Genomic DNA, 15,901 nt, shown 5'->3' with positions numbered 1-15,901 from the left:
CCCATAACCACAGGGAGAAGCTTGACGAAGACTCGTAGTTACCTGCTTGTGCCACGACACCTCCCTAATGGGTCCTGGCCTTCGCCAGGACGACTGCGGAAAGTGTGACGCTAGGCTAAGAAATTTCACCCATACACAAAAGCCGCATCGTCCAGATCCGTCTTCGGGATCTCGTCCTTCTCCACCCAGTAGTCCTGGCTGTGCTGCCATTCCGGCTTGTCGCCGCGCTTCGGCAGCAGGTCCATGTTGCGCATCATGTAGCCGGGGTTGAAGTTTTCCGGATCGATCCAGGGCAGGATCGGCATGTTGTGATCTTCGGGGCGCAAGCTCACTTCGACCTTCTTGGCGCCCTTGGCCTTCATATGACCGAGCAGCCGGCAGACGAAGTCGGCGACGAGGTCGACACGCAGGGTCCAGCTCGCGCGGAAATAGCCGAACACCCAGACCATGTTCGGCACGCCCGTGAACATCATGCCGCGATAGGTGACGGTGTCGCCGAAGGCGAGCGGCTTGCCGTCGATCTCGAAGGCGATGTCGCCGAGGGCGGCGAGATTGAAGCCGGTCGCGGTGACGATGATATCGGCCTCCAACAGCTTGCCGGATTTGAGCTGAATGCCGTTCTCGACGAAGCACTCGATCTCATCGGTCACGACGGAGGCTTTGCCGCTCGCGATGCCCTTGAACAGATCGGCATCCGGCACGAAGGCGATGCGCTGCCGCCACGGCCGGTATTTTGGCGTGAAGTGGGTCTCGACGTCGTACTCGGGACCGAGAACCGCGCTGATCTGGCCGATCAGCTCCTTCTTGACCTGCTCCGGCTTGGACACGCAAAGCTTCGTGAACGCATCCTGCTCGAACAGGATCTTGCGCCGCACGATCTCATGGATCCATTTTTCGTCGACCTGAAGCCTGCGCAACTCCTCCGCGATCTCGATGGCGTTGCGGCCGAGCCGGAAATAGGTCGGCGAGCGCTGCAGCATGGTGACATGCGCGCACTCGTCGGCGATGTTCGGAACAAGTGTTGCCGCGGTCGCGCCCGAACCGATCACAACCACCTTCTTGCCCGCGAGATCGATATCATCCGGCCAGGTCTGCGGATGGACGATGCGACCCTTGAAGCGGTCCACGCCCTTCCATTCCGGTGTATAGCCCTCCGAATGGCGGTAATAGCCCTGGCACATCCAGAGGAAGTTTGCGGTAAAGGTCTTTGCCTCGCCCGTATCGGTGGTCGTCGCCTCGATGGTCCAGAGATTCTGCTCGCTCGACCAGCTCGCGGAATTGATCTTGTGCTTGTAGCGGATGTGGCGGGCGATATCGTTGTCGTCGATCACCTCTTTCATGTAGGAGAGAATCTCCTCGGCGGTCGCGATGGGCGGGCCGACCCAGGGTTTGAAGCTGTAGCCGAAGGTGTGGAGGTCGCTGTCCGAGCGGATGCCGGGATAGCGATGCGTGTTCCAGGTGCCGCCGAACGTCGCCTGCGTTTCGAGGATGACGTAGCTCGTACCCGGCAGCTGCTTTTCGATATGATAGGCGCTGCCGATGCCGGAGATGCCGGCGCCGACGATCAGTACGTCGAAATGTTCGGAAGCTTGCTTGGTGGCGGTGTGACCGCGAACAGCGACATTCATTGTTACTTATTGCCTTGCTTTGTTTTTGTGGCCGGCCTTGATCGGACGGCGCGTTTCCTCCGCGACAGGCAGTGTCGCCCATCGCGCTTCCGCTTCAAGATGACATAGATCAGGTCGCGGTCAAATCACAGTGCCGCACCCCAGCTCCGTGCGGTCTGCAAGATCCAGTCCCGGTAGAGCGTGAGCGGCGTGACGCCGGTCAACCCGCCGCAACCGTCGGCGCCGTTTGGCCCTGTCGACCAACTGACGACGCCGACGAGCACGGCGCCATTCGGCTTGTCCTCGAACACAGGACCGCCGGAATCACCGGTACAAGCGCCGATTCCGTCGCGACCACCGCTGGTTACGGGATCGACCAGCCGGATCTGGAGCGTCCCGGGCTGGCCGGTGGCGATAAGCGCAGCGACACGCGTGATGCCGCCGCTCTTGCCATCGCCGCGAACTGCGACGCCGATGCCGGCGATGGTAAAACGGCTGCCGACGCGGATTGGAATATTCGGTGCACCGACTGGCACCGTCGATTTTCCCTTGAGTGGAATTTCCAGTTGCAACAGTGCCACGTCGGCGGTCGCCCGATGCGCCTGCATCGCCTGCATGTTGAAGTTCGGATGGATCGCGACAGAACGGACGTTCAGCAATTGCGGCTGGCCGTCGGCGCCGCGATCGACGATCTTGTAGTCCGCACCGGGCTGCACGCAGTGAGCGACGGTGAGCACAAGTTTTGGTGCGATCAGGCTCCCGGTGCAGAAATTGCCGCGCGAGCCGACAATCGTGACAATGGCGCGCGCGACACCATCCGCCTGCGGCGTGCCGCCGCCGACGATGGCGTGGGCAGGCGTGGCGAGCAGCAGAGCGGCCGTGATGAATGTCGCAATTGTTTTCATGGGAACGTCTTGCAGTCGGTTCGGTCAGGGGCGGAGTTTGCTTCGGGCTGGCCCTCGCCGATAGCGCGTGCTAGCCGTCTTGTCAGCTATCTTGGCACTGAATTGACGAGGGCGGGACCTTGACGATCGAAGCTGTGATCTTTGATTTTGGCGGCGTGTTGACGAGCTCACCGTTCGAGGCGTTCGCCCGGTTCGAGACCGAACGTGGCCTGCCCATCGACATCATCCGGCGCACCAACGCCGCCAACCATCTGGAAAATGCCTGGGCCAAGTTCGAGCGCGCCGAGGTGGATATCGACGCATTCGATCATTTGTTCGCCGAGGAATCACGTGCACTTGGCGCGGAGGTGCGCGGGCGCGACGTGCTGCCGCTGCTCCAGGGCGATCTGCGTCCCGAGATGGTCGAGGCGCTGAAGCGCATCACGGCGCAATTCAAGACCGGCTGCATCACCAACAACCTTCCGGCCAACGCCATCGGCAGCCTCACGGGGCGCACGCTTTACGTGGCCGAGGTGATGGCGCTGTTCGATCATGTCATCGAATCCGCCAAGATCGGCCTGCGCAAGCCCGATCCGCGTATCTACCGGCTGATGGTCGAGACGCTGAAAGTTGACCCAAACAATTGTGTTTATCTCGACGATCTCGGCGTCAACCTGAAACCCGCGCGCGAGATGGGCATGACCACGATCAAGGTGACTAGCGGAGCCCAGGCCATCGCCGAGCTCGAGGCCGCGACGAGGCTGAAGCTGAGCTAGCGCGTCATACTCCGTCATTGCGAGCGGAGCGAAGCAATCCAGACTGTCTCCGCGGAAAGATTCTGGATTGCTTCGCTTCGCTCGCAATGACGGTGTTGAACGAGCCCGACTGGCGAACTGACTATTCCGCCGCGGCGGCGATCCGCTCCGGAAACGCCGCCGCCAGCGATGCGCGGTCGGGCTTCAGCACGCCACGCTCGGTGATGAGGCCGGTGACGAGACGCGCCGGCGTTACGTCGAACGCATAGTTCGCGACGGGCGATCCCTCCGGCACGATGCGAACCGTCTCGAGCCTGCCGTCCGCGGTGCGGCCGGTCATGTCAGTGACCTCCACGCCACTGCGCTGCTCGATTGGGATGTCGCGGATGCCATCATGAACGGCGAAGTCGATCGTCGGCGACGGCAGCGCAACGTAGAACGGCACACCATTATCATGCGCGGCGAGCGCCTTCAGATAGGTGCCGATCTTGTTGCAGACATCGCCATTGGCGGCGACGCGGTCGGTGCCGACGATGGCGAGATCGACCATGCCGTGCTGCATCAGATGGCCGCCAGTATTGTCCGGGATCACCGTGTGCGGCACGCCGTGATGGCCCAGCTCCCAGGCCGTGAGCGAGGCGCCCTGGTTGCGCGGACGGGTCTCGTCGACCCAGACATGAACCTTGATGCCGCGCTCATGCGCGAGATAGATCGGCGCCGTCGCCGTGCCCCAGTCGACCGTCGCAAGCCAGCCGGCGTTGCAATGAGTCAGGACATTGATCACCTCGCCCGGCTTCTTCGCCGCAATCGCCTCGATCAGCTTCAGGCCATTGCCGGCGATGCCGCGGTTGATCTCGACGTCCTGTTCGACGATCTCGTCGGCACGCGCGTAGGCCGCCTCCGCCCGTTCGACCGGATCGATCGGCGCCAGCGCCGCGCGCATCTCGTCTAGCGCCCACTTCAGATTGATCGCGGTCGGCCGCGCCACGACGAGCGTCTCATAGGCACGCTTCAGGCCGGCGTCGGAGGCGTCCTCGCGCATCGCGAGCGCCATGCCGTAAGTCGCGGTGGCGCCGATCAGCGGCGCGCCGCGCACCAGCATGTCGCGGATGGCGACTGCCGCGTCTTCGCATGACGTCAGCTTCGCAATGACGAACTCGTGGGGCAGCCTGCGTTGGTCGATCGCGCCGACCGACCAGCCGTCACGCTCACGCCAGATGCTGCGAAAATGCTTGCCGTCGACCTTCATGGCATTCTGCCTTTCGTCTCAACCACGCAGGATGCGCCCTGCCACCGCATCGAGCTTCTTCAAAAGCTCGGGATCGCGCGCCTCGGGCGCCGTGATCAGCGCGGTGTCGAGCGCACGATCCGAGCCGATCGGACACGGCTCATGCTCGCGCGGAAAATCCTTCGCCAGCCGCGCCACCAGCGCTTTCGCCTTGTCGGCATTCGAGTTCAGCACGCGGATAATGTCCTGCACGGTGACCGCATCATGGTCGGGATGCCAGCAATCGAAATCCGTCACCATCGCGACGGTAGCGTAACAGAGCTCCGCCTCACGCGCGAGCTTCGCCTCGGGCATGTTGGTCATGCCGATCACCGAGTAGTCCAGCGTCTTGTACGTCATGCTTTCCGCATAAGTAGAGAATTGCGGCCCCTCCATGCAGACATAGGTACCGGTCCGCGCGATTGCGATGCCCTCGGCCTCGGCTGCTGCGGCCAGGTGAATGCGCAGCCGCGGCGAAACCGGATGCGCCATCGACACGTGCGCGACGCAGCCTCGGCCGAAGAACGAGCTCTCGCGCTTGTGGGTGCGATCGACGAACTGATCGATGAGAACGAAGGTGCCGGGCGGCAGTTCCTCCCTAAAGGAACCGCAGGCCGATAGCGAGATCAGGTCGGTGACGCCGGCCCGCTTCAGAACGTCGATATTGGCGCGGTAGTTGATGTCGGAGGGCGACAGCCGATGGCCCTTGTCGTGCCGCGGCAGGAACACGACCGGCAGGCCCGCCATAGTGCCGCGCCGCACGGGCGCGGACGGCTCGCCCCAGGGGCTCTTGATCACCTCTTCGCGCGCACCCTCCAGGCCCGGCAGATCATAGATGCCGGAGCCGCCAATGATGCCCAATACCGCCTGCGTCATGCCTGCTCCATCCCGTCCGCGCTGTGCGACATGGTTAAGCTATGCCAGTTTTGCAGCGGTTTTGGAACGGGGGTGGGGGCAATGCCGGTGCGGTGAGAAGCACAAGCAAGCGCCTTACGCTCGATGTCGTCCCGGCGAAGGCCGGGACCCATAGCCACAGGATAGAGTTTGGCGGAGACTCGTGGTTGCCAGCTTTGCGCCACAACCACTCCCGGGGGTTATGGGTCCCGGCCTGCGCCGGGACGACGCCGGATAAGCAGTTGTGCCGGAGCTAAGCCGCCGTTGCCGGCTGCAGCTGCGTCGCGACCATCCGCTCCAGCGTTTCGACGGACTGGAAGTTCTCCGGCGTGATCTCGGCTTGCGGGATGGTGAAGTCGAACTCGGCCTCGACGCCGAGCATCAGATTGACCATGTCCATCGAAGTCAGGCCAACGTCCACGAGCTTCGCCGACGGCGTGATGTCCGCCGTGAGCGAGTTCTGTTCGAGGATGCCCTTCACCAGCTTGATGATGCGACTGCGCATGTCGGTATCGAAGGCCTGCATCGGCAAATTCCCATCTGTCTATCGGAGGCGGACCGGACTGCCGGCTACGATGGGCACGGCCAGTCGATCCCGCAATGGGCGCGAGGGTTACTTCGCTTTTCTTAGTAAACGATGACTCAGATTGACTAAAATTCAGACCTCTTCCAGTCTTAACGCGACCGCGGAAATTCCGGTGATGCAAACAACCGGACCTTAACTGTTCGTTCGGAATTGGGATTTGTTTACCCTCTATTTCATCGACGAATTTGAATTAAATCCGTAGCCTCGTCTCACAAGCAAAGATGGTCGGAGGATCGCTGGCGGCATCGCGAATGATGGCGGCGATCTCGAACGGCAAACCGGAGGCGGACGAGCATGAACGTGCGTGAAGCAGTCCTCACTGTCGACGAAACGCAGACGAACTTTCTCGAGCAGGGTCCTTCCCTGATCGAGCGTGCCGCCCGGACCGCCGCTGCCGCAGCGGCCGATGCAGACGGGGTCGATCGCGACGCCCGCTTCCCCCACACGGCTTTCGAGGTCGCGCGTGAGCAAAAACTGCTTGGCGTCATGATCCCGGTCGAGTTCGGCGGCTTCGGCGCTTCGATCTACGACGTCACCGATATCTGCTACACGCTCGGGCGTGCCTGCGCTTCCACCGCGATGATCTACGCGATGCACCAGACCAAGGTCGCCTGCGTCGTCAGGCACGGCCACGGCATTCCCTGGATGGAAACCATGATGCGCCGGGTCGCGCGCGACCAGTGGCTGCTCGCCTCCTCCACCACCGAAGGACAGAACGGCGGCAACATCCGCGCCAGCGCCGCCGCCGTCGATCACGCCGGCGATACCGTGTCGCTGGTACGCGACGCCACCGTCATCTCCTACGGCGCCGAGGCCGACGGCCTCGTCACCATCGCCCGCCGCGCCACCGACGCTGCCGCTTCCGACCAAGTACTGCTGGCACTCGCCAAGGACGATTATTCGCTGAAGCGGACGCTGGGCTGGGAAACGCTCGGCATGCGCGGCACTTGCTCGACCGGTTTCGAGCTGAAGGTCGATTGCCCCGCCGACCGCGTCTTCCCGGAATCCTACGACAAGATCCACGCCCAGACCATGACGCCATTCGCGCATCTGTGCTGGTCGTCGGCTTGGGCCGGCATTGCCGCCGCCGCGGTGACCCGTGCGCAGGCCTTCATCCGCAAGGCGGCCCGCAGCTCCGGCGGACAAATGCCGCCGGCCGCGGCGCATTTCACCGCCGCCAAGATGTCGCTCGCCAAGCTGCGCGCGCTGATTGCTGCCAACATCGACGCTTTCGACCGCGCTGAGCATGACGAGCGCGCGCTCGGCTCGCTCGACTTCCAGTCCTCGATCACGCTTTTGAAGGTGCAGGCCTCCGAGCTCGCGGTCGAGACGGTGATGCATGCGATGCGCACCGCGGGTCTTTCCGGCTACCGCAACGACGGCGAATTCACGATGGGCCGTCACCTGCGCGACGTGCTGTCGTCGCCGATCATGATCAACAACGACCGTATTCTCGCCAACGCCGCGACAGCGACGCTGATGAGCGGCGTGCCAATGAGCCTTCGTGACTAAGGTGCCTTGGCGACTGAACCAACAAGAACAATTTTGAGATAGCAGGACATCGACCCATGAATATTGCCGTCCTCCCCAATTCGCCCGACACCGCACCGCAGATCATCGATCCGCTCGATCATCTCGCCGACAAGCTGTTCCACCGCATGGGCTCGGACGGGGTCTACGCCCGCACCGCGCTCTATGAGGGCATCGTCGAAAAGCTCGCCACGCTGATCACTGGCCATCGCGAGGCCGGAACCGAGGTGATGCGCTTTCCGCCGGTGATGAGCCGGGCTCAGCTGGAGAAGTCCGGCTACCTCAAGAGCTTTCCGAACCTGCTCGGCTGCGTCTGCGGCCTGCACGGCACCGAACGCGAGATCAACGCCGCGGTGAGCCGCTTCGATGCCGGCGGCGACTGGACCTCATCGCTCTCGCCGGCCGACCTCGTGCTGTCGCCGGCCGCCTGCTATCCCGTCTACCCGATCGCGGCGAGCCGCGGCCAATTGCCGAAGGGCGGTCTGCGCTTCGACGTCGCCGCCGACTGCTTCCGCCGCGAGCCGTCGAAGCATCTCGACCGGCTGCAATCGTTCCGGATGCGCGAATATGTCTGCATCGGCAGCCCCGATGACGTCGCCGACTTCCGCGAGCGCTGGATGGTCCGCGCGCAGACGATCGCGCGCGATCTCGGCCTCACCTTCCGCGTCGACTATGCCAGCGATCCCTTCTTCGGCCGCGTCGGCCAGATGAAGGCGGTGAGCCAGAAACAGCAGCAGCTGAAGTTCGAGCTCCTGATCCCGCTGCGCTCGGAAGAGCAGCCGACCGCCTGCATGAGCTTCAACTATCACCGCGAGCATTTCGGCACGACCTGGGACATTAGGGAGGCCAATGGCGAGCCGGCCCATACCGGCTGCGTTGCCTTCGGCATGGACCGCCTGGCCGTTGCCATGTTCCACACCCACGGCACCGATCTTTCCGCCTGGCCCGCCAAGGTACGGGACGTCCTGGGCCTGCAGCCGCATGTTGCGGCCGAGGCCCACGGCGAAGGCTGGCGCTAACGAAACCACGAGGCTGATCATTTCCACGGGCAAGACGAGCGTGATCCACACCAAGGTCCGATGCCGCGAAATCACCGAGTCCGATGTCGAAGCCATCGCGGACCTCCTGACGCGCGGCTTCGTCGGCCGCTCGCGTGACTATTGGATCCAGGGCCTGCGCCGGCAGGCCTTCCGGACCGTGCCGGAGGGCTATCCGCGCTTCGGCTACATGCTCGAGGATGACGGCACACCGGTCGGCGTGCTGCTGCTGATCTACACGGCGCGCAAGAACGGCGAAGAGACTACCATCCAGTGCAATTTGTCGAGCTGGTATGTCGATCCGGCCTATCGCAACTACGCGCCGCTGCTGACCAAGATTGCGCAGCGGCACAAGGACGTCACTTACCTCAACATCAGCCCGGCGCCGTGGACCTGGCCCATCATCGAGACGCAGGGCTTTCGTGATTACTGCCGCGGCATCTTCTTCTCGGTGCCCGCGCTGGCGCGTGCCCCGCGCTGGAGCAAGATCGCGGTGATCTCGCAGCACGCCAAGGCGATCGAGGGGCTTTCCGACACAGAGACCGAGCTCTTGACGCGTCATGCACGCTACAATTGCCTCAGCCTGGTCTGCCGCACGCCGCAGGGAACGTTCCCCTTCATCCTGCAACCGGTGCGCATCCGCCGCGGCTTCATCGCGCCGCCCGCGATGAAACTAATCTACTGCCGCAACATCGCCGAATATGCCGCCTGCGCCGGCCGGATCGGCCGGCTGCTGCTGCGGTTCGGCAAAATCTCGGTGGCCGTCGATTGCAACAGCCCGCTTTCCGGCCTCATCGGCCTCTACACAGAGCGCCGCGGCCGCAAATATTTCAAGGGCCCGCATCGGCCACAGCTTGCCGATCTCACCGATACGGAGCTCGTGCTGTACGGGCCGTAGCGCTAATCTGTCACTATTTGGTGTCGTCCCGGCTAGCGCTGGCTTGCGCGCACCTCCGCATTCGCGCCGTCACGCGCATCTCTGCATCGCCAGTCACCCTCCGTAAACTACTGCGCTTAAGGGAATTTTCCGGCCTCTTCGCTACCCTCCGCGGCTGAATTACGTTGCGTTAAGTCTATTGCCCGCCGAGATCCACGACTCCCATGATGTCGACCTGCGACAATGAGCATGGTGCACACCGCGAACAGGCCCCCGCGGCCCTGATCGCGCTCGGCCAGCTTGCGCTCGACCACATGGAGCAGGGCGTCTGCGTCTACGATGCCGACAACCGGATCGTGCTGGTCAATCAGCGCTACCTCACGCTGTTCGACATGTCGGCCGATATCGTGCGGGTGGGCACGAGCTATCGCGAGGTGCTTGCCCACAGCGCGACACGCGGGAACTTCCCCCAGGACGAGCTCGATGCGCTGTATTCGGCGCGGATTGCGCAAATCGCAGCGGGCAAACCATTCCGCACCGAACAGCGGCTTGCAAGCGGCCTCGTCATGGCGCTCGAGTTGAAGCCCCTCCCCGGCGGCGGCTGGATGACGATCTGCGACGACGTCAGTCGTCTCGCCCGGCTCGAGGCGGAATTGCGCGTGCAGACCGAGCGCAGCCAGCACGCGCTCGCGAACATGTCGCACGGCCTCATCATGTACGATGCCGACAGCCGCGTCGTCGTCTGCAACGAACGTTTCCTGAAGCTCTACAACCTCGACCCGGAGATCATGAAGCCGGGCGTCACGCACAGCGCGGCCATCGACCACTGGCTTTCGCGCGGCAACCTGCCGGGCATGTCGGCCGATGAATTCCATGACACCAGGCTGGACGACGTGCGCGCCAGGAAGGCAAAAACCCTGCTGGTGATGCGCTATGACGGGCGGATGGTGCAGGCGGTCTCCCGCTTCCTGCCCGACGGCGGCTGGGTGACGGTGCACGAAGACGTCACCGAGCGGCTGCAATACGAGGAGACGCTGAGGCAGCAGAACTTCATCCTCGATGCAGCGCTGGAGAACATGGCGCACGGACTCGCCTTCTACGACAGCGACATGCGGCTCCGCGTCTGCAATACAAACTACCGCAAGATCTACCGGCTGTCGCCCGAAGAGACCCGGCCCGGCACGCATCTTTCCGAGCTGATCGAGCGTTCGATGGCGAACGGCGCATTCGCTTCCGAATACAGCCCGCAACAGCTCCTGGAAGCCGCCAGCGCAAGGATTGCGAACCGCGATTCCTCGTCGATGCGACGGCGCATGTCCAATGGCTCCGTGATCTCGGTGCGTTACTGCGCGCAGCCAGACGGCGGCTTCGTCGCCACCTACGAGGACATCACCGAACGCGAACGCGCGATTGAGGAGCTGAGCGAGCAGTATCGACGTTTCGACGCCGCACTGAACAACATGAGCCAGGGCCTGTGCATGCTCGATTCGAGCCTGCGCATCATCGTCTGCAACCGCCGCTATATCGAGATGTACGGGCTGTCGCCCGAGATCGTGAAACCGGGCGTCTCGATGCGCGAGATCATGGAGCATAGCTGCGAACTGGGCATTGATCCGAACACCACAGGCGCGCGGCTCTATGCCGACTATGTCGAGAGGCTGCGCGAGGGCGAGCACACGCTGCACCGCCATTTGAACGACGGCCGCATCATCAAGCTCAATCACAAGCGGATGGAGCTTGGCGGCTGGGTCGTCACCTATGAGGACGTCACCGAGCGCCACAAGGCCCAAGCCCGCGTCGCGCACATGGCGCGCCACGATTCGTTGACCGACCTGCCCAACCGCACGCTGTTCCGCGAGAAGATGGGTGAAGGGCTGAACCATGTCGCGATCGCCGGCGGCGCAATGGCCGTGCTGTATTTCGACCTCGACAATTTCAAGACTGTCAACGACCGCCTCGGCCACGCCGCAGGCGACCGCCTGCTGCGCTGGGTTGCGGCGCGACTAAAGGAGAATGTCGGCGAGCATGATACCGTCGCGCGGCTCGGCGGCGACGAGTTTGCCGTACTCCAGCGCGGACCGCAGCCACAAGCGGCTGAAAAGCTCGCCCGTCGCCTGGTCGAGATCATCGGCCATCCGCCGCCGCTGGAAAGCCAGTCGATCCATGTCGGCGTCTCCGTCGGCATCGCGATCGCGCCCGATCACGGGCTCGATGCCGACGAACTGATGAAATGCGCCGACCTCGCCCTCTACCAGGCCAAGGCCAAGGGACGCGGCGCTTATCAGCTGTTCGAGCCCGAGATGGAAGAGGAGGCGCGCAGCCGGCACGCGCTGGAGCAGGATCTGCGCGGCGCGTTGGAATCACGTGAATTCCACCTCGTGTTCCAGCCGCAGGTACGGCTCGACAACTCCGAGCTCACCGGCTTCGAAGCGCTGTTGCGCTGGAAACATCCCTCGCGCGGCTTCGTCTCGCCGGCCGATTTCATTCCGATCGCGGAGGAGACCGGGCTGATCGTCCCGATCGGCGAATGGGTGCTGCGCACCGCCTGTGCGACCGCCGTCTCCTGGCCCGGGGGCACCGTCGCGGTAAACCTGTCGCCGGTGCAGTTCCGCTCGCGCGGCCTGGTGGCGATGGTCACGAGCGCACTTGCGGAAGCCGGCCTGCCGCCACAACGTCTCGAGCTCGAGGTCACCGAGACGGCGCTGCTCGACGACAGCGAGGCGACGATCGAGATCCTGCACCAGCTCCGCGCACTCGGCGTGCGGGTCAGCCTCGACGATTTCGGCGTCGGCTATTCCTCGCTGAGCTATTTGCGCAAATTTCCGTTCGACCGCATCAAGATCGACCGCTCTTTCGTCGGCACGCTCGGCGAAAGCCCGGAAAGCGTTGCCATCGTCCGCACCATCGCCAGCCTCGGCTCCGTGCTCGGCGTCGAGACTACGGCGGAGGGTGTGGAGACCGCCGAGCAACTCGACTTCGTGCGCGAATGCGGCTGCACCGCCGTGCAGGGCTATTATTTCGGCAAGCCGTGCCCGGCGGCCGAGGTCGGCGGCACCATCGAGACGCTGAGCGCAGTCCGCCGCGTGGCGTAGCGGCTTTCCCCACTCAAATTCCGTATCTCGGCACGCCTCCAAACGACCAATTGTCGCATGGATGGTTTCCGGCGGAATTGGCGTCTCGCCCTTGCCTGGCACACGCGCAATGGCGCTTTTCTTCTCTCGTGATTTCGGAAACAATCGCCCCACAAGAACGAGAGATGGCGGCCCGAGCGAGGCCGCTGCGAGGGAGGCGTTTCGATGTCGCGATACGGGCTGAAGACGATTGCCTTTGCCGCCATGCATGCGGTCATGGGCGCAGTGCTCTCCACTGCCGCCAGCGCGCAGGACTATCCGACCAAACCGATCACGCTGATCGTGCCATGGCCGGCCGGCGGTTCGACCGACATCTCGATGCGCGCGATCGCGGACAGCGCTTCGAAGGTCCTGGGACAGCCCATCGTGATCGACAACAAGGCCGGCGGCGGCGGCACGGTGGGACCTGCGACAATGGCCGCGGGCGCGAAGCCGGACGGCTACACCATCTCGCAGATCCCGATCACCGTCTTCCGCCTGCCTCTGATGCAGGAGGTGTCGTGGGATCCGGCCAAGGACTTCACCTACATCATCCATCTCACCGGCTATACCTTCGGCGTCACCACCAACGCGGAATCCCAGTTCAAGAGCTGGAAGGACGTGGTGGAGTTCGCCAAGGCGAACCCGGGCAAGGTGACCTACGCGACGCCGGGCACCGGGACCTCGCTGCATATCGGCATGGAGCAGATCGCGGCGATGTCCGGCATCAAGCTGACCCAGGTCCCCTTTAAGGGCGGCGCGGAAACCAACGCCGCGGTCCTGGGGCAGCATACGATGCTTCAGGCTGATTCCACGGGATGGCGGCCGCTGGTCGATGCCGGCAAGCTGCGGTTATTGATGGTGTGGACCGGTGCCCGCTCGCCGAATTACCCCGATGTGCCGACGCTGAAGGAGCTCGGCTATCCCATGGTCTATGATTCCCCGTTTGGCATCGCCGGCCCGAAGGGAATGGATCCCAAAATCGTCGCCAAGCTGCACGATGCCTTCAAGAAGGCAGTCGAGGACCCCGCCGTCGTGGCAACGCTCGCCAAATACGACATGGTGCCGAACTACAAGAACACCGAGGACTACAAGAAGTTCGTCGTCGAGGTCACGGAGTCTGAGCGCAAAGTGATCGACACGCTCGGGCTTGCGAAGAAGTAGAGTTCTGCTGCCACACATGCCGGCGTCATCCTGAGGCGCGGGCCGCACTTGCGGCTCGCCTCGAAGGATGCAGACGGGCACCGTCGCCCTTCGAGGGCCGCTGAAGAAGCGGCCACCTCAGGGTGACGGTGGTCGAGAGGTATCTCACATGACCAACCAAACCAACGTCAAACTCCGCCTCAGCAATTCCGAACTTTGGGGCGGGCTGATCGGGCTCGCGCTCGGCGGCTTCGTGATCTGGTCGGGGCTGAAGCTCAAGCTCGGCACCATCAACGATCCTGGCTCCGGTTACGTGCTGTTCTACACGGGCATCCTGATCTGCGTGTTCGCAACCTCCATCATCATCTCGGCCATCACCGAGGGCGGGCCAACGCTGGCCTCCCGCTGGGAAAATGTGCGCTGGAGCAAGCCTCTTCTCGTCATCGCCTGCCTCACCGCCTTCTCGTTCGCGTTGGAGCCACTGGGATTCCTGTTGTCGTCGATCCCGTTGATGCTGCTGCTGTTGCGCCTGATCGATCCCGTGCGCTGGACGCTGGCGATTCCGATCGCGGTGCTGGTGCCATCAGGCATGTGGTGGGTGCTCAAGCGGCTGCTTTTGATCCAGCTGCCCTCGGGCCTGTTCGGGATCGGCTGATCGCATGGATACGCTTGCCAATGTCGCCCATGGGTTCGGCGTCGCGCTGACCGGGATCAACCTGCTCTATTGCTTCATCGGTGTCTTCATCGGCACGCTGGTCGGCGTGCTGCCGGGCATCGGCCCAATCTCGGCGATGTCGCTGCTGCTGCCCGTGACACTCTCGGGCACGCCGGAATCCGGCATCATCATGATGGCCGGCATCTATTACGGCTCGATGTATGGCGGCTCGACCACCTCGATCCTGGTCAACATCCCCGGCGAAGCGGCCTCCGTCGTCACCTGCATCGACGGCCACCAGATGGCGAAGCAGGGCCGCGCCGGCCCCGCGCTCGGCATCTCCGCGTTCGGCTCCTTCATCGCCGGCACCTTCGCGCTGGTCGCGCTGATGCTGGTGGCGCCCAGGCTTGCCAGCATCGCCATCGCGTTCGGCCCGGCCGAGTATTTCAGCCTGATGGTGCTCGGCCTCGTCGTGCTCACCTTCCTGACGCAGGGCTCGATGCCGAAGGCGCTGCTGATGGCCTGCATCGGCGTCGTGCTCGGCCTGATCGGCCTCGACAGCATCACGGCGCAGCCGCGGCTCACCTTCGGCCGCATGGAGCTGATCGACGGCATCGGCCTCGTGCCCGTCGTGATGGGCCTGTTCGGCGTTGCCGAGGTGCTGCTCAATACCGAGCAGGCGATCAAGCGCGACATCATCAACGCCAAGATCACACAACTCTTGCCCAACAAGGCGGATTGGCAGGCGAGTGCCGGCCCGGTGGCGCGCGGCACCCTGCTCGGCTTTCTGCTCGGCATCCTGCCGGGCGGCGGTGCCGTGGTGGCCTCGTTCGCGTCCTATGCGCTGGAGAAGCGGCTGTCGAAAACGCCAGAGCGGTTCGGCCACGGCGCGATCGAGGGCGTCGCGGGCCCCGAATCCGCCAACAATGCAGCGGCCGGCGGCGCGTTCATTCCGCTGATGACTTTGGGCATCCCGCCGAACGTGGTGATGGCGCTGCTGCTCGGCGCCTTCGTCATTCATGGCCTGCAGCCGGGACCGCTGCTGATCACGCAGAATCCCGGCCTGTTCTGGGGCATCGTCGCCAGCATGTATATCGGCAATGTCATGCTGCTGATCCTCAATCTGCCGATGATCGGCATGTGGGTGCAGCTCTTGAAGCTGCCCTACAACATCCTGTTCCCGCTGATCATCCTGTTCACGATCCTGGGCGTCTACTGCTCGAGCAACAACGTGTTCGACGTCTACGTCATGATCGCGTTCGGGATCATCGGCTATTTCATGCGCAAGCTCGGCTATGAGCCGGCGCCGCTCGTGCTCGCCTTCGTGCTCGGACCGATGCTGGAGAACAATCTGCGCAAGTCGCTGATCCTGTCGCAGGGCGATCTCTGGACCTTCGTGCAGCGGCCGATCTCGGCGGCCTGCCTTGCACTCGCAACGGTGCTGCTGATCGCGCCGCTATTGCCCGCGCTGCGCAAGAAGCGCGAGCTGGTGGCATTGGACGAAGGGGCATGAGAGATTTCGTAGGGTGGGCAAAGGCGCGCTTGCGCCGTGCCCA

At 63.6% G+C, this 15,901-nt stretch carries 13 protein-coding genes; 8 read left to right on the top strand and 5 right to left on the bottom strand.

Annotation, left to right across the window (positions count from 1 at the left end; translation table 11 throughout):
- Positions 1-125 precede the first annotated feature (125 nt).
- Both XH85_RS03720 and XH85_RS03715 read right to left on the bottom strand, forming a co-directional pair.
- Positions 126-1,628, bottom strand: a complete 1,503-nt coding sequence (locus XH85_RS03720) for a flavin-containing monooxygenase (RefSeq protein ID WP_128930794.1) — start codon at positions 1,626-1,628, stop codon at positions 126-128.
- 125 nt (positions 1,629-1,753) lie between these two features.
- Positions 1,754-2,512 (bottom strand): S1 family peptidase, encoded by a 759-nt coding sequence (locus XH85_RS03715; RefSeq protein WP_128930793.1) that lies wholly within the window; start codon positions 2,510-2,512, stop codon positions 1,754-1,756.
- Between the two features lie 119 nt (positions 2,513-2,631).
- On the opposite strand from XH85_RS03715, the gene XH85_RS03710 reads away from it, so the two are divergent.
- Positions 2,632-3,267: an HAD-IA family hydrolase gene (locus XH85_RS03710; RefSeq protein WP_164940166.1), complete on the top strand. Its 636-nt coding sequence runs from the start codon at positions 2,632-2,634 to the stop codon at positions 3,265-3,267.
- A gap of 121 nt (positions 3,268-3,388) precedes the next feature.
- Here the strand turns inward: XH85_RS03710 and mtnA are convergent, their stop codons facing one another.
- From mtnA to XH85_RS03695, 3 genes are all read right to left on the bottom strand, one after another.
- Positions 3,389-4,495 (bottom strand): S-methyl-5-thioribose-1-phosphate isomerase, encoded by a 1,107-nt coding sequence (gene mtnA, locus XH85_RS03705; protein WP_128930792.1) that lies wholly within the window; start codon positions 4,493-4,495, stop codon positions 3,389-3,391.
- 18 nt (positions 4,496-4,513) lie between these two features.
- A complete protein-coding gene (locus XH85_RS03700) occupies positions 4,514-5,389 on the bottom strand; it encodes an S-methyl-5'-thioadenosine phosphorylase (RefSeq protein ID WP_128930791.1) in 876 nt (291 codons plus the stop codon).
- A gap of 271 nt (positions 5,390-5,660) precedes the next feature.
- The gene (locus XH85_RS03695; protein ID WP_128930790.1) at positions 5,661-5,933 is read right to left on the bottom strand and encodes a phosphopantetheine-binding protein; all 273 of its coding nucleotides are present in this window, start codon (positions 5,931-5,933) and stop codon (positions 5,661-5,663) included.
- Between the two features lie 354 nt (positions 5,934-6,287).
- On the opposite strand from XH85_RS03695, the gene XH85_RS03690 reads away from it, so the two are divergent.
- The 7 genes from XH85_RS03690 to XH85_RS03660 all read left to right on the top strand — a co-directional run bounded on the left by XH85_RS03690 (position 6,288) and on the right by XH85_RS03660 (position 15,858).
- Complete coding sequence (locus XH85_RS03690) at positions 6,288-7,505, top strand: acyl-CoA dehydrogenase family protein (RefSeq protein ID WP_128930789.1); 1,218 nt, start codon at positions 6,288-6,290, stop codon at positions 7,503-7,505.
- Positions 7,506-7,561: 56 nt separating this feature from the next.
- Positions 7,562-8,542 (top strand): amino acid--[acyl-carrier-protein] ligase, encoded by a 981-nt coding sequence (locus XH85_RS03685; RefSeq protein WP_128930788.1) that lies wholly within the window; start codon positions 7,562-7,564, stop codon positions 8,540-8,542.
- 40 nt (positions 8,543-8,582) lie between these two features.
- Positions 8,583-9,458, top strand: a complete 876-nt coding sequence (locus XH85_RS03680) for an acyl-CoA acyltransferase (protein WP_128930787.1) — start codon at positions 8,583-8,585, stop codon at positions 9,456-9,458.
- 203 nt (positions 9,459-9,661) lie between these two features.
- Positions 9,662-12,529, top strand: a complete 2,868-nt coding sequence (locus XH85_RS03675; protein ID WP_128930786.1) for a PAS-domain containing protein — start codon at positions 9,662-9,664, stop codon at positions 12,527-12,529.
- Positions 12,530-12,733: 204 nt separating this feature from the next.
- Positions 12,734-13,711 carry a tripartite tricarboxylate transporter substrate binding protein gene (locus XH85_RS03670; protein ID WP_128930785.1) on the top strand — a complete coding sequence of 326 codons (978 nt, stop codon included), beginning with the start codon at positions 12,734-12,736 and terminating at the stop codon, positions 13,709-13,711.
- A gap of 148 nt (positions 13,712-13,859) precedes the next feature.
- Positions 13,860-14,345: a tripartite tricarboxylate transporter TctB family protein gene (locus XH85_RS03665; RefSeq protein WP_128930784.1), complete on the top strand. Its 486-nt coding sequence runs from the start codon at positions 13,860-13,862 to the stop codon at positions 14,343-14,345.
- Positions 14,346-14,349: 4 nt separating this feature from the next.
- Positions 14,350-15,858 (top strand): tripartite tricarboxylate transporter permease, encoded by a 1,509-nt coding sequence (locus tag XH85_RS03660; RefSeq protein ID WP_128930783.1) that lies wholly within the window; start codon positions 14,350-14,352, stop codon positions 15,856-15,858.
- Positions 15,859-15,901: the final 43 nt, after the last annotated feature.

Origin of the sequence: Bradyrhizobium zhanjiangense (assembly GCF_004114935.1) — a bacterium.
GTDB classification, from domain to species: Bacteria; Pseudomonadota; Alphaproteobacteria; order Rhizobiales; family Xanthobacteraceae; genus Bradyrhizobium; species Bradyrhizobium zhanjiangense.
This window is presented reverse-complemented; position numbering and strand designations above follow the sequence as displayed.

Bases quoted from the DNA above. Each gene is read 5' to 3' on its own strand.
- XH85_RS03720 (WP_128930794.1), bottom strand. From the start codon at position 1,628: ATGAATGTCGCTGTTCGCGGTCACACCGCCACCAAGCAAGCTTCCGAA.
- XH85_RS03715 (WP_128930793.1), bottom strand. From the start codon at position 2,512: ATGAAAACAATTGCGACATTCATCACGGCCGCTCTGCTGCTCGCCACG.
- mtnA (WP_128930792.1), bottom strand. From the start codon at position 4,495: ATGAAGGTCGACGGCAAGCATTTTCGCAGCATCTGGCGTGAGCGTGAC.
- XH85_RS03700 (WP_128930791.1), bottom strand. From the start codon at position 5,389: ATGACGCAGGCGGTATTGGGCATCATTGGCGGCTCCGGCATCTATGAT.
- XH85_RS03695 (WP_128930790.1), bottom strand. From the start codon at position 5,933: ATGCAGGCCTTCGATACCGACATGCGCAGTCGCATCATCAAGCTGGTG.
- XH85_RS03690 (WP_128930789.1), top strand. From the start codon at position 6,288: ATGAACGTGCGTGAAGCAGTCCTCACTGTCGACGAAACGCAGACGAAC.
- XH85_RS03685 (WP_128930788.1), top strand. From the start codon at position 7,562: ATGAATATTGCCGTCCTCCCCAATTCGCCCGACACCGCACCGCAGATC.
- XH85_RS03675 (WP_128930786.1), top strand. From the start codon at position 9,662: ATGATGTCGACCTGCGACAATGAGCATGGTGCACACCGCGAACAGGCC.
- XH85_RS03670 (WP_128930785.1), top strand. From the start codon at position 12,734: ATGTCGCGATACGGGCTGAAGACGATTGCCTTTGCCGCCATGCATGCG.
- XH85_RS03665 (WP_128930784.1), top strand. From the start codon at position 13,860: ATGACCAACCAAACCAACGTCAAACTCCGCCTCAGCAATTCCGAACTT.
- XH85_RS03660 (WP_128930783.1), top strand. From the start codon at position 14,350: ATGGATACGCTTGCCAATGTCGCCCATGGGTTCGGCGTCGCGCTGACC.